The sequence below is a fragment of the Microbacterium sp. 2216-1 genome (genome assembly GCF_046507855.1).
Taxonomy (GTDB): domain Bacteria; phylum Actinomycetota; class Actinomycetes; order Actinomycetales; family Microbacteriaceae; genus Microbacterium; species Microbacterium esteraromaticum_C.
In genome coordinates this window covers 1,475,904-1,487,689 of the sequence record NZ_JBKFTM010000001.1, presented here as the reverse complement: position 1 = coordinate 1,487,689, position 11,786 = coordinate 1,475,904, and the positions used below count along the sequence as shown (strand labels likewise).

Sequence of the window (11,786 nt, the reverse complement as noted above, 5' to 3'; positions counted from 1 at the left end):
GCATGACCGCGACCCTCACTCCCGAGAAGTTCGACGAGGTCACCGAGGCTCTCAAGGACGTCATGGATCCCGAGCTCGGGATCAACGTCGTCGACCTCGGTCTGATCTACGACCTGTCGTGGGATGACGAGAACGATGCACTGGTCATCCACATGACCCTGACCAGCGCTGGCTGCCCGCTCACCGACGTGCTCGAGGAGCAGACCGCTCAGGCGCTGGACGCCGTGGTCGATCAGTTCCGGATCAACTGGGTGTGGATGCCGCCGTGGGGCCCGGAGCGGATCACCGACGATGGGCGTGACATGATGCGCGCCCTCGGCTTCGCTATCTGACCCGGAGCCGAACTGACATGGCTGCGCCCATTCAGGCCCTGAGCTTGGAGCAGTTGCGCCGCCGAACGAGCGAGAAATGGCGGGAGTACCCCGAAGGGGTGCTCCCGTTGTTCGTCGCCGAGACCGATTTTCCGCTCGCCCCGCAGATCACGGCGGCGCTCGAGCGTGCCGTGCGGGACGGCGACACGGGGTACGTCGCCTCGCGCACACCGCTGGCGGCGTCGTATGCGGCATTCGCCGATCGCCGTTTCGGGTGGGTCCCCGACCCTGCGGGCATGCGCAGCACCGCGGACGTCAGCATGGGCATCGTTGAGATCCTGCGCCGGGTGATCGCGCCCGGCGAACGCGTGATCGTGAATCCGCCGGTGTACCCGCCGTTCTTCGAGCTGGTCGAAGAGGCCGGCGGCGTCGTCGAGCGGGTGCCTCTGCGCGATATCGGTTCGGGCTGGGAGCTCGACCTGGAGGGGATCGCCGGGTCACTGGCATCCGGGGCCCGCGCGGTGCTGCTGTGCAACCCGCACAACCCGACCGGCACCGTACACTCGGCGGCGTCCTTGCGGGCATTGGCCGAACTCGCCGCGCAGCACGGCGCCGTTGTCGTGTCGGACGAGATACACGCGCCCCTGGCGCAACCCGGCACGGGATACACGCCGTTCCTGGCCGCCGGAGATGCCGCTGCCCAGGTGGGGTTCGCGGTCGTCAGCGCGAGCAAGGCGTTCAACCTCGCAGGGCTCAAGTGCGCTCTGATGGTCGCCGAGAGCGCCGCGCATCGACGCGTGCTGCGCCGGCTTCCGGTCGAAGTCGAGTGGCGTACCGGACAGTTCGGCCTGCTCGCCGCAGTGGCGGCGTTCGCGCCCGAGAGCGACGAATGGCTCGACGGCCTGCTGCTGACTCTCGATGCCAACCGTCGCCTGCTCGGTGATCTGCTGGCCGATCGACTGCCCGAGGCGCAGTATCAGATGCCCGATGCCGGCTATCTCGGCTGGATCGATCTGAGCGCACTCGGCTGGGGTGCCAACCCGGCCAAGCGCATTCTGCGCGAGGGGAAAGTCGCGTTGCACTTCGGTCCGGCGTTCGGCGCCGAGGGTGCGGGACACGTGCGGCTGAACTTCGGCACCAGCCCCGAGATCATCACCGAGGCCATCGAGCGCATCGTCGCGATCCGCTGAACGACGGTGCCCCTGCTGTGTGGGAATAGGCCGTGTCGCGTTCAGACACGTACGCCCGCGGTGAGTGCTCGGATGCCGGTGCAGAACACCGCGTCGGAGTGCGCGGTCGGATCCTGAGCGTCGGGCTCGACGGCCCCGATGCTCTGTGCGTGCATGCGCTGCTGCAGCAGGGTGGCATGCCCCAGGATGAACTCGAAGACGGCGTCGGCGAGGACGTCGCTGTCGGGGTGCGGGGTCAGTGACGCGGCAAGCGCCTGCTGTGCGCGCGGGGTACCGAGGCGCAGCGCGTAGCTGCTCATGACGATCTCGGCGCCGTCGCGATAAGCCAGCAGGGCGTCGAGGATGGCGTGCGCGACCTGCGAGGTGTCGCGGGATGCATCGGGGGCCGGTACAGCAGAGAGGATGCGATCGGCCACACCTGCCAGCAGCGCCTGCTTGTTGGGGAAGTGCCAGTACAGCGCGCTGGGTTGCACCTCGAGCTCGGCGGCGATGCGGCGCATCGACAGATCGGGAAGGCCGATGTCATCGAGTAGGCGCAGGGCGCAGTCGATGACGCTGTGTCGATCGTGTCGGGAGGGGGCCATACGGCCAGTATAGTGAACAGCGTTCAGGTGAACACTGTTCAGGTGAACGATGTTCAGGAAATCTCCGAGAGGAAACCCATGTCTGCTGTCCGTCGCCCCCTCAGTGCCGATCTCGCTCGCATCGCGCTGTTCGCCGCGCTGATCATCGTGCTCGGCACCGTCATGGTGCCCCTGCCCGGAGGCGTGCCGATCACGGGGCAGACGCTGGGCGTCATGCTCGCAGGACTCATCCTGGGGGCCCGTCGCGCCCCGCTGGCGATCCTCATCGTGCTGGCGCTGGCCGCCGTCGGCCTTCCCGTACTGGCCGGTGGGCGTGGCGGCCTCGGGGCCTTCGTCGGGCCCACGGCGGGCTACCTGCTGGGCTGGGTCGTCGGCGCGATCGTGATCGGGGTCATCGCGCACTCCGGGCGGTTCACCTGGTGGCGTGCGGGTATCGCCACCCTCGTCGGGGGCATCGCCGTCGTGTATCTGTTCGGCATCCCCGTCCAGTCGTGGGTCACGGGCGTCCCGCTCGACCTGACCGCCGTGTCGACCCTCGCATTCCTGCCGGGCGATCTGATCAAGGCCGGTGCGGCGACGGCGCTGGCCGTGGCATTGCGTCGCGCCTACCCGCGCGCATTCCCGCAGCGGGTCGTGCACGTCGCATCCGCTGCATCGTGACGGCCGCCGACATCTCGCTCCGGGGGGTCGGGTACGAGGTGGAGGGTGTTCGCGTGCTGCACGACGTCTCGGTGACGTTGTCCGCGCGCCGCACGGCCGTGATCGGGGCGAATGGGTCGGGCAAGTCGACCTTCGCCCGCCTGCTGAATGGTCTCCGAAAGCCGACGGCCGGCACGATGCGCGTGCTCGGACTCGACGTCATCGACCACGCCGACCACCTGCGGGCCCGCGTCGGGTTCGTCTTCACCAATCCCGAGGCGCAGATTCTGATGCCGACACCCGGCGAAGACCTCGCGCTCTCGCTGGGGCGGGTGGGCAAGCGCGAGCGCGCCGCACGCATCGACGAGCTTCTCGCACGATACGGGTTGGCGGGCCGTGCAGACCAGCCCGTCGCCAGCCTCTCGGGCGGGCAACGGCAGCTGCTCGCCGTCGCTGCGGTGCTCGCCACGGCCCCCGACCTCGTCGTCGCCGACGAACCGACCACACTGCTCGACCTGCGCAACACCCGTCGCATCGGCGACCTGTTGCTGAACCTCGACGTGCCGGTCGTGCTCGTCACCCATGATCTCGAACTCGCGGCGCAGTGCGATGAGGTCGTGCTGTTCGTCGACGGCGCTGTGCACGCGGTCGGCGAACCCGCCGATGTGATCGACCAGTACCGGCGAAGAGCGGCATGATCTCGCTGTACCGGCCCGGCACGGGCATCCTGCATCGCAGGTCGGCCGGTGCGAAACTCGGTCTACTCGCGGCGTTGGCGCTGTGTGTGTCGGTGCTTCCGCTGGGGACGACCGGCACCGCGATACTGGTGGCCGCCGTCTCGTCACTCTACGTCGTTGGCGGGCTGGGGTGGCGTCTGCTGGCAGAGTCCTGGTGGCGACTGCGCTGGCTGATCATCGTGCTCGCCGGAGCGCTGTGGATCTTCGTCGGCCTCGACGAGGCCGTGCGCAACGCCGGGCGCGTGGTGGCACTGATCCTGCTCGCCGACCTCGTCACCCGAACCACCCGCATGGGCGACCTGCTCGATGTGCTGCAGCGGCTCTTGCGTCCCCTGCGGGTGTTCCGGCTCGACCCGGAGACGGCCGCGCTGGCGATCTCGCTCACCATCGCCATGGTGCCGGTGCTCGCGGGATTCCTGACTCAGGTGCGGGACGCGCAGCGCGCACGTGGCTTGCGACTCGGGCCGCGCGCGGCGCTGCCCCTGCTGGTACTGACACTCCGGCACGCGGATGACGTCGGTGACGCGCTCGCCGCCCGCGGGCTGGCGCGCTGAGCGCATGCACCGGCAGCTGACGCTCTGCGGGCACCGGCCGAGGTGACGTGACGATGAGCGCTCCGAGCCACAGCACGCTGGTGATCGCGGCCGTCACTGGGGTGGTGCCGGCGGCGAGCAGCACCACGACGCCAGCCACTCCCAGGACGACACCCGCTGCGGCTCGATCCGCGCGGACCGAGCCGTGGCGGACGCGCGACGCCTCTATGCGCGCCAGGGGCACGCTCAGCAGCGCCGTCAACGCCACCGCGACGGCGACCCACGCGGGACGGGTCAGCCACCACTCCGCTCCGCCCGGTGCGGGAAGGGCGCCGCCGGTCTGCTGAGCGAATAGCGCGAGAACACCGGCAAGGGCGAGCAGCACAGGCATGTGCCAGAGGTAGATGGTCATGGTGCGCTGCGATACGAACGCCGTGAAGGCTGCGAGCACGGGCCGCTCGGCGACGACGGCGATGCTCGACCGTACGAGCGAGAACAGCAGGGTGTGGGTCAGTCCGACCAGCAGCAGCGCCGTCGTCGGCGGGTTGAGGTTGGCGATCAGATCGGGGGAGTGGAAGCCGCTCTGGAACGACAGCACCAGGACGGCGACGGCAGCGGTCGCGGCCAGAGCCCGCGCCCGAGGCCCGATGCGGTCGATGCTGCCATCCGAGAGGAAGAACCCCAGCTGTTGCAGGGCCAACCAGACAAAGGCCATGTTGACCAGACCGACCGCAGTCTCGCCGGTGATGATGCGCACAGCATCCACCAGCACGGCCATCGCGGCGAGTGCGCCCAGGGCACCGGTCCGGTACCGGGCGTGCAGGCGCGCCATCAGCGGCAGCAGAGCCTGACATCCCAGGAACACGCCGAGGAACCACAGCGGCTGTGAGAAGCGGAAGCCCGCCACGCCGACGAGGTCATCTGCGACCCCGGCGTGGGTGAGCAACGCCAGGAGCACACCCGCCGTCGCGACCACGGCGAGTGCCGGACGCACCAGACGGTGCACACGCGCGGCGGCGAACGCGGCAGCCGACGTGGAGCGTCGACGCAATGCGGTGATGCCCGCGAATCCACCGATGACGAAGAACAGCGGCATCACCTGCAGTGCCCAACTCACTGGTACCAGCCAGGCGCCGCTCTCGGCCGCGTTCTCGAACACCGGCCCCTGCGCGGTGACCGTGACTCCGACCATGAGTGCGTGCAGGACGATCACGCCCAGCACGCACAGGCAGCGGACGAGATCGACCGCGGTGTCGCGGCCGGCAGCGGTGGTGGACATGGCGCCTCCTGGTCGATGTGCCAGGAGACTATGGAGCGGGTGGCGACGGGCGCATCACCTCATAGAGGCGGTTCACCCCCCTACCGGGGAGCCACTCACACAGCGGGCGAGACGAGACCCGCGTCGTAGGCGAAGATCACCGCCTGCACGCGGTCGCGCAGCGCCAGCTTCTGGAAGACCTTGCCGACGTGCGTTTTCACGGTCTGCTCGGCGATGAACAGCTCGGCGGCGATCTCGGCGTTCGACAGCCCCCGGCCGATCAGCGTGAGCACCTCGCGCTCGCGCTCGGTCAGCCCCGCCAGGGTCGGCCGCGCGACCGCGGGCCGGGGCCGACGCGCACCGAAATGCTCGATCATGCGGCGCGTCACGCTGGGGGCCAGCAGCGCATCACCGGCGGCGATGACCCGCACGGCGTGTACGAGTTCCTCGGGCAGCGCGTCCTTGAGCAGAAATCCACTGGCTCCGGCCTCCAGCGCGTCATACACGTAGTCGTCGATGTCGAACGTCGTGAGCATCAGAATGCGCGGCACCCGGGCGGCGGGATAGTCCGGGCCGAGGATCCGGCGCGTCGCGGCGATTCCGTCGAGCTCGGGCATCCGCACGTCCATCAGCACCACATCGGGTTCGAGACGCGCGCACAGCCGGGCCGCCTCGGCGCCGTCTGCGGCCTGGCCGACAACGTCGATGCCGTCATGTGCGTTCAGCAGCGCCGCGAAGCCGGCACGCACCATGCCCTGATCGTCGGCGATGAGAACACGGATCGTCACGAGAGCTCCACAGAGTCAGGGGTGGTGAGGGGAAGACGGGCATCGACGAGCCAGCCGCCGTCGGCGGTGGCCGATGCCTGAACAGTACCGCCCAGCACCGCCGCGCGTTCGCGCATGCCTCGAAGGCCGTGGCCGCTTCCAGCCGTCGGATGCGGTTGCGTTGCGCTCGCCGTGGGAGAGTCGGATGCCCGATTCGGCCCGCGATGCGCGCCTGGCGGCGCATTGCGCACGCGCAGGCGCAGGTCGCGGTCGTTGACCTCCAGGGAGATGGCGATGGGCGCGCCCGGGGCGTGTCGCAGCGCGTTGCTCAGTGCCTCCTGGGCGATGCGGAACGCCGCAAGACCGACGCCGGCGGGTGTTTCGTGCGAGCCGACGCGCTGCTCGAACGACACCGAGGCCCCCGAGCCGCGGATGCTGTCAATCAGCTCCGGGATGTCGGCGATGCCCTGTTGGGGCGAGAGCTCCGGTGCCCCCTCCTCGGTGCGCAGCACTCCGAGCAGCCGCCGCATCTCGGTCAGTGAGGTGCGGGCAGTCGCGGCGATGCCGTCGAATTCCTGCGCGGCGGCTTCGGGGAGGTCATCGACCCGGTATCGGGCGGTGGCTGCCTGCACCTGGATCACCGACATGCTGTGCGCCACGATGTCATGCAGTTCGCGGGCAATGCGCGTGCGCTCCTCGACCCGCAGCCGGCGTTCGTGCTCAGAGGCAGATACCGCGCGCTCGCGGTCGAGCTCCGCGCCCACCCGCAACCGTGCCGTGATGAGCAGGGTCAGCAGGTACACGCCGACGGCGGTGCATACTCCGACGATGAGGTTCGCGGACGCCGCCGCGGCCACCTGCGCAACCATGTCGGGGCTCAGGATGACGACCATCAGAGAGGTCGCCGCACCGACGATGAGCGGCAGGAAACCCATCCTCGCGCCGTGCTGTGCCGTTGCGACGGCCACCGCGCACAGCAGCGCGAGCATCGCGGGCACGGACCAGGGCCAAGGCGCATGCTGCACCAGCGTGGGCGATACCAGCAGCCCCAGACTCAGTTGTGCGACGACCATCATGACCGTGGCCAGTCGCGGACGGGTCAGCATGAGTAGCGGCGCCCCGCACATCCCCGCGCCGAGCAGGAACGACAGGGCGACGGGGGTTCCGTAGACCACGGACTGCAGCGGCACCAGCACGGCAAAAAGCGCCACGCACGCGACGGAGATCAACAGGATCGCGGCCTGGCGAAACGTGGGGCGACGAATGCGCACGAACATGTCCGTCATCCTGCCAGCCGCGAGGCGCGTTCGTCCTGAGGCGTCGGTACGGGAACGGGCTCGTCCTGATCGCGCGGCTTCGGGGCAGGCGCCTCGGCGTCGCCCGGGGCGCCCGCGGTGGCATCCGCAGCGCTCCGATCGAGCCGACGCCGTCGCGCGCGGCGTCGCAGCGCCGCCACCCGATCGACCATCACGCCGATCAGCAGGGCGATGGCGACGCCGAGCAATGCCGCCAGCAGCGGCTGGTCACGCACCCACGTTCCCGCGACCAGCCCGATCGTGATGCTGAAGACGCTCCAGCACAGCCCGGCGAGCGCCGACAGGGGCAGAAAGCGCCGCCACGGGTATCCGACAGCCCCGGCCGACATGTTCACCGCGACTCGGCCGACGGGCACGTACCGCGCCCCGAGCACGAGCACGGCCGCGGAGTGATCCATCGCACGTCGCGCGTGATCGAAGGTCGCGGCCACCCGAGGCCTGCGCATCCACCGGAACCGTCGCGTTCCCACGCGGCGGCCGACCCAGAACGCGATGTTGTCGCCGATCGTCGCCGCAGCCGCGGCGAGCAGGCACAGCGGCACCAGTGCGGTGGCATCCGTCATCGCCAGCACAGCCGCCGCCGCGACCAGCACGGACTCACTGGGCACCGGCGGGAAGAAGCCATCGATCACGGTCGCGACGAACAGCACCGGAAACAGCCACGGCGAGGCCACAGCCTGCGCAATGAGTTCGTTGATCAGATCCACGAGAGCACGCTATGGGGGTGGTGCCGCATCGCGCGTCGTCCGTTGGTAGCATCCGCATCCCTCTCGGGGATGAACCTGGTCATCGTCGGTGGGCGCATATACTGAGAGGCTGGCCGTTCGGCCGCCCTCCACCTTCAACGAATGGACCCTCCGCTGTGCTTGCCGTGCACGAACTCGAGATCCGCGTCGGAGCCCGTGTGCTCATGTCAGACGTGTCGTTCCGCGTCGCCGCCGGTGACAAGATCGGATTGGTCGGCCGCAACGGTGCCGGCAAGACCACGCTGACCAAGGTGCTCGCCGGAGACGTCCTCGCTTCCGAGGGCAAGGTCACCCGCTCGGGCGAGCTCGGCTACCTGCCACAGGATCCGCGCACCGGCGACCCCGAGATGCTCGCGCGTACGCGCATCCTCGATGCCCGCGGTCTGGGAACCATCCAGCTGGGCATCGCCCAGGCGTCGAACGACATGGCCTCCGATGACCCCAAGATCGCCGAGCGCGCCATGCGCAAGTTCGCCAACCTCACCGAGCGCTTCGAGGCGCTCGGTGGCTATGCGGCCGAGGCCGAGGCCGCGTCCATCGCGCACAACCTCTCGCTGCCCGACCGCATCCTCGACCAGCCGCTGAACACGCTCTCGGGCGGTCAGCGTCGTCGGATCGAGCTCGCGCGCATTCTGTTCTCGGATGCTGACACGATGATCCTCGACGAACCCACCAACCACCTCGACGCCGACAGTGTCGTGTGGCTGCGGGAGTTCTTGAAGAGCTACAAGGGCGGCCTGATCGTCATCAGCCACGATGTCGAACTCGTCGGCGAGACCGTCAACCGGGTGTTCTACCTCGATGCGAACCGCCAGGTCATCGACATGTACAACATGAACTGGAAGAACTACCTGCGCCAGCGCGTGGCCGATGAGGAGCGCCGTAAGAAGGAACGCGCCAACGCCGAGAAGAAGGCCACGCAACTGCAGCAGCAGGCAGCCCGCTTCGGCGCGAAGGCGTCGAAGGCTGCGGCCGCGCACCAGATGGTCGCGCGTGCCGAGAAGCTCCTGTCGGGCCTGGACGAGGTGCGTCAGGTCGACCGTGTCGCCAAGCTGCGGTTCCCGAAGCCCGCACCGTGTGGCAAGACTCCTCTGATGGCGTCCGGCCTGTCGAAATCGTACGGATCGCTCGAGATCTTCACCGACGTCGATCTCGCGATCGACCGCGGCTCAAAGGTCGTGGTGCTGGGACTCAACGGTGCCGGAAAGACGACCCTGCTGCGCATGCTGGCCGGAGTCGACCAGCCCGACACCGGCACGCTCGAACCGGGGCACGGGTTGAAGATCGGCTACTACGCCCAGGAGCATGAGAACCTCGACGTCGACCGCTCGGTGCTGGCGAACATGATGTCGGCGGCCCCCGACATCACCGAGACCGAAGCCCGCAAGGTGCTCGGATCGTTCCTGTTCACCGGCGACGACGTGCTCAAGCCCGCCGGGGTTCTCTCGGGTGGCGAGAAGACGCGACTGTCGCTGGCGACCCTGGTGGTCTCGTCGGCGAACATGCTGCTGCTCGACGAGCCCACGAACAACCTCGACCCCGCATCGCGTGAGGAGATCCTCGGCGCGCTGGCTCACTATGAGGGCGCCGTGGTGCTCGTATCGCACGACCCCGGGGCCGTGGAGTCGCTCAACCCCGAGCGCGTGCTGATCCTGCCCGACGGTGTCGAAGACATCTGGAGCCGCGAGTACCAGGAGCTCATCGAGCTCGCGTGATCGGCGTCAGCGGCGGGGGAGGATGAATGACTCCTTGTCGCGGATGTACGCCAGACGCTCTCCGGGATGCCGGTCTGCGAGCCGCCGTTTGAGCGCGCCATACGCCTCGCGATCAACCGGGTCGGCACGCAGGTGGTCGCGGAAGCCGAGGTAGTCCTGCCAGCCGCGCGACTGATACTCGAGGACGTGCACGTTGACGAGCCGGATCATCGGCTCCAGCTCGTAGCCGTACATGCGGTCGGGACGCACGTCCGTGGCATCGCCGCGCAGCAGCATCCCCAGTCCCGACAGCCACCCGTCGAGTGCGTCGGACGGCGTGCCGGGTCGCACACCGATTGCGATGTCCAGGATGGGTTTGGCCTCCAGCCCCGGAACCGACGTGGAACCGATGTGCTCAATGGACAGGACCTCGGTCGGCGCAGTGGATGCCAGCGCTTCGTGCACACCCCGGAATGCCCGTGCCCAGGCATCCGAAGCCGGAGCGACAGCGACGACGCCGCGCCGCAGCCCCAGGCCGGTGCCGGTGAGTGCGTCGGCGAGCCGCCGCGCGGGGTCGGAATGGGGCATCCATCCACGCTACCCGCGGGAGGGCGCGCTCAGCCTCGGACGGAGTCGAGCAGGGCGTCCTCGGCGTCGGCGTCGCGGTCGCGACGGCGACGTGGCTCCTGCTGGGGGATCTCACCGGCGTCTTCTTTCGCCCGCACGATCTCGATGCGGATGATGTAGCCGATGAAGGCGAAGCCCATGATCGCAAACAGGATCCACTGGATCGCGTACGACAGGTGGGGGCCGGGATCTTCGGTGGGCTTGTCGAATCCGCCCAGCCCGACCTCAGGTGCGGGGTCTTCCGAGACCAGTCGTCCGTAGGCCCCCGTGATCAGGTCGCCGTCGACGCGTTCGTCGATCGTCGGCAGATGGATGGTCGGCACCTGACCCTCGGGAGCGCCACGACCGGATGCCGGTAGCTGTTCACCCGGTCGAAGACGAACGATCACGGTGCTTTCACCGGCCGGGGGAGCGGGGACGGCATCCGGCCCCGGACCTTCACCGGGCCGGACCCAGCCGCGATCGACCAGGAAGAGCAGTCCGGACTGATCCTGGAACGGAACCAGCACCTCGAACGCGCTGGTTCCGCCGTGCGGGCGGTTGCGGGCCAGCAGCTGCTCGTCGGCGAGGTAGCGCCCGTTCAGCTCGACCGGCCGCCACTCATCAGCGGGGTCGAGTACACCGTCGGCGCCGATCAGATCAGACAACGGCACCGGGGCGGCGTCGTAGTTGTCCTCCACGAGCGCGATCTGCGTCGCGCGGGACTCGTTGCGGTCGAACTGCCACTGCGCCAGAAAGACGCATCCGATCGCGAAGGCGATCCCGACCAGCACATATGCGCCCCAACGCAGCAATTTCTGCCTCACGACGGCAGCCCTTCGCTGACCTCGACCGGAAATTCCCGAGTGCGCAGGTAGTCGCTGAGGAATCCGACGTGCTCATCGCATGCCGGCCAGATCTTGCGCCGATCCGCGTCATGGATGCGGGGATTGCGCCACACGATGTGGTGAGTGGCCGCTGCGCGGCAGTCGGCGCGAGCGCACTCGAGCTCCTCGGTCATCGATCCTCGTCTTTCGGGACATCGTCGCGGGCGGCGTCGGGCTGCTCGCGGATGGTGAACACGTCCTTCGCGTCGTCAGGATGCGGCTGGGGCATCGCCGACGTCGCCTCGATCTGCATCGTGGGTGATTCGACGTTCGACGGGGTGCTGTCACTCCCGGCGTTGGCGTAGACGACCGCGATGTACGGCAGGAAGATCGCGGCGGCGGCGAACACCCAGGTCCACCAGCCGAACGGCTGCACGAGGGCGATCAGCAGGAAGCAGATCGTGCGGATGCCCATGGTGAGCGCGTAGCGGCGCACACGGTGCTTCGCCTCGTCCTGCGGCGACTGCGGCAGGGAGGTGACAGAGGGGGCATGACGGACGCGTTTCACAGTGCTTCCA

The 11,786-nt window shown here is 68.8% G+C and carries 14 protein-coding genes and 1 pseudogene; 6 read left to right on the top strand and 9 right to left on the bottom strand.

All coding sequences use genetic code 11. The features are described 5' to 3' along the window. Window positions 1-2: 2 nt before the first annotated feature. Together ACLD0U_RS06930 and ACLD0U_RS06925 are read left to right on the top strand one after the other, a co-directional pair. Window positions 3-332, top strand: coding sequence for a metal-sulfur cluster assembly factor (locus tag ACLD0U_RS06930; RefSeq protein WP_179410658.1), 330 nt, complete (start codon window positions 3-5; stop codon window positions 330-332). Between the two features lie 17 nt (window positions 333-349). Then, on the top strand, window positions 350-1,501 hold the full coding sequence (locus ACLD0U_RS06925; RefSeq protein WP_410340159.1) for a MalY/PatB family protein: 1,152 nt from the start codon (window positions 350-352) through the stop codon (window positions 1,499-1,501). Between the two features lie 41 nt (window positions 1,502-1,542). Here ACLD0U_RS06925 and ACLD0U_RS06920 read toward each other — a convergent pair whose 3' ends face one another. Further along, window positions 1,543-2,085: a TetR family transcriptional regulator gene (locus ACLD0U_RS06920; protein ID WP_179410660.1), complete on the bottom strand. Its 543-nt coding sequence runs from the start codon at window positions 2,083-2,085 to the stop codon at window positions 1,543-1,545. A gap of 78 nt (window positions 2,086-2,163) precedes the next feature. Here ACLD0U_RS06920 and ACLD0U_RS06915 point away from each other — a divergent pair, with 78 nt between their 5' ends. From ACLD0U_RS06915 to ACLD0U_RS06905, 3 genes are read left to right on the top strand one after another with little or no spacing between them, the layout of a single operon-like run. Further along, window positions 2,164-2,745: a biotin transporter BioY gene (locus ACLD0U_RS06915; protein ID WP_410340158.1), complete on the top strand. Its 582-nt coding sequence runs from the start codon at window positions 2,164-2,166 to the stop codon at window positions 2,743-2,745. Between the two features lie 53 nt (window positions 2,746-2,798). After that, a complete protein-coding gene (locus ACLD0U_RS06910) occupies window positions 2,799-3,422 on the top strand; it encodes an ABC transporter ATP-binding protein (RefSeq protein WP_307858816.1) in 624 nt (207 codons plus the stop codon). Next, entirely contained in the window at window positions 3,419-4,015 is a 597-nt protein-coding gene (locus ACLD0U_RS06905; protein WP_410340157.1) for an energy-coupling factor transporter transmembrane component T family protein, read from the top strand. The genes ACLD0U_RS06910 and ACLD0U_RS06905 overlap by 4 nt, the downstream gene beginning before the upstream one ends. Window positions 4,016-4,238: 223 nt before the next feature. Here ACLD0U_RS06905 and ACLD0U_RS06900 read toward each other — a convergent pair. From ACLD0U_RS06900 to ACLD0U_RS06885, 4 genes and pseudogenes are all read right to left on the bottom strand, one after another. Further along, window positions 4,239-5,273: pseudogene (locus ACLD0U_RS06900) on the bottom strand (acyltransferase family protein); the annotation flags it as partial. Between the two features lie 95 nt (window positions 5,274-5,368). Continuing rightward, window positions 5,369-6,040: a response regulator gene (locus ACLD0U_RS06895; RefSeq protein WP_224817928.1), complete on the bottom strand. Its 672-nt coding sequence runs from the start codon at window positions 6,038-6,040 to the stop codon at window positions 5,369-5,371. Further along, entirely contained in the window at window positions 6,037-7,305 is a 1,269-nt protein-coding gene (locus tag ACLD0U_RS06890) for a sensor histidine kinase (RefSeq protein WP_410340156.1), read from the bottom strand. The genes ACLD0U_RS06895 and ACLD0U_RS06890 overlap by 4 nt, the downstream gene beginning before the upstream one ends. Then, on the bottom strand, window positions 7,302-8,042 hold the full coding sequence (locus ACLD0U_RS06885; RefSeq protein ID WP_410340155.1) for a DedA family protein: 741 nt from the start codon (window positions 8,040-8,042) through the stop codon (window positions 7,302-7,304). Before ACLD0U_RS06885 ends, ACLD0U_RS06890 begins: the two co-directional genes overlap by 4 nt. Before the next feature lie 155 nt (window positions 8,043-8,197). Here ACLD0U_RS06885 and abc-f point away from each other — a divergent pair, with 155 nt between their 5' ends. Beyond that, window positions 8,198-9,796 (top strand): ribosomal protection-like ABC-F family protein, encoded by a 1,599-nt coding sequence (abc-f, locus tag ACLD0U_RS06880; RefSeq protein WP_410340154.1) that lies wholly within the window; start codon window positions 8,198-8,200, stop codon window positions 9,794-9,796. 6 nt (window positions 9,797-9,802) lie between these two features. Here abc-f and ACLD0U_RS06875 read toward each other — a convergent pair whose 3' ends face one another. The 4 genes from ACLD0U_RS06875 to ACLD0U_RS06860 are packed head-to-tail and all read right to left on the bottom strand — an operon-like array spanning window position 9,803 to window position 11,776. Beyond that, window positions 9,803-10,363, bottom strand: a complete 561-nt coding sequence (locus ACLD0U_RS06875) for a GrpB family protein (protein WP_179410668.1) — start codon at window positions 10,361-10,363, stop codon at window positions 9,803-9,805. A 29-nt stretch (window positions 10,364-10,392) separates the two neighbouring features. Continuing rightward, window positions 10,393-11,208, bottom strand: coding sequence for an SURF1 family protein (locus ACLD0U_RS06870; protein WP_179410669.1), 816 nt, complete (start codon window positions 11,206-11,208; stop codon window positions 10,393-10,395). Next, on the bottom strand, window positions 11,205-11,402 hold the full coding sequence (locus ACLD0U_RS06865) for a hypothetical protein (protein WP_179410670.1): 198 nt from the start codon (window positions 11,400-11,402) through the stop codon (window positions 11,205-11,207). Before ACLD0U_RS06865 ends, ACLD0U_RS06870 begins: the two co-directional genes overlap by 4 nt. Further along, window positions 11,399-11,776: a DUF3099 domain-containing protein gene (locus ACLD0U_RS06860; RefSeq protein WP_179410671.1), complete on the bottom strand. Its 378-nt coding sequence runs from the start codon at window positions 11,774-11,776 to the stop codon at window positions 11,399-11,401. Before ACLD0U_RS06860 ends, ACLD0U_RS06865 begins: the two co-directional genes overlap by 4 nt. Window positions 11,777-11,786 lie beyond the last annotated feature (10 nt).

Coding starts and splice junctions, on each gene's coding strand:
- ACLD0U_RS06915 (WP_410340158.1), top strand. CDS start 2,164: ATGTCTGCTGTCCGTCGCCCCCTCAGTGCCGATCTCGCTCGCATCGCG.
- ACLD0U_RS06875 (WP_179410668.1), bottom strand. CDS start 10,363: ATGCCCCATTCCGACCCCGCGCGGCGGCTCGCCGACGCACTCACCGGC.
- ACLD0U_RS06905 (WP_410340157.1), top strand. CDS start 3,419: ATGATCTCGCTGTACCGGCCCGGCACGGGCATCCTGCATCGCAGGTCG.
- ACLD0U_RS06930 (WP_179410658.1), top strand. CDS start 3: ATGACCGCGACCCTCACTCCCGAGAAGTTCGACGAGGTCACCGAGGCT.
- ACLD0U_RS06925 (WP_410340159.1), top strand. CDS start 350: ATGGCTGCGCCCATTCAGGCCCTGAGCTTGGAGCAGTTGCGCCGCCGA.
- ACLD0U_RS06865 (WP_179410670.1), bottom strand. CDS start 11,402: ATGACCGAGGAGCTCGAGTGCGCTCGCGCCGACTGCCGCGCAGCGGCC.
- ACLD0U_RS06920 (WP_179410660.1), bottom strand. CDS start 2,085: ATGGCCCCCTCCCGACACGATCGACACAGCGTCATCGACTGCGCCCTG.
- ACLD0U_RS06890 (WP_410340156.1), bottom strand. CDS start 7,305: ATGACGGACATGTTCGTGCGCATTCGTCGCCCCACGTTTCGCCAGGCC.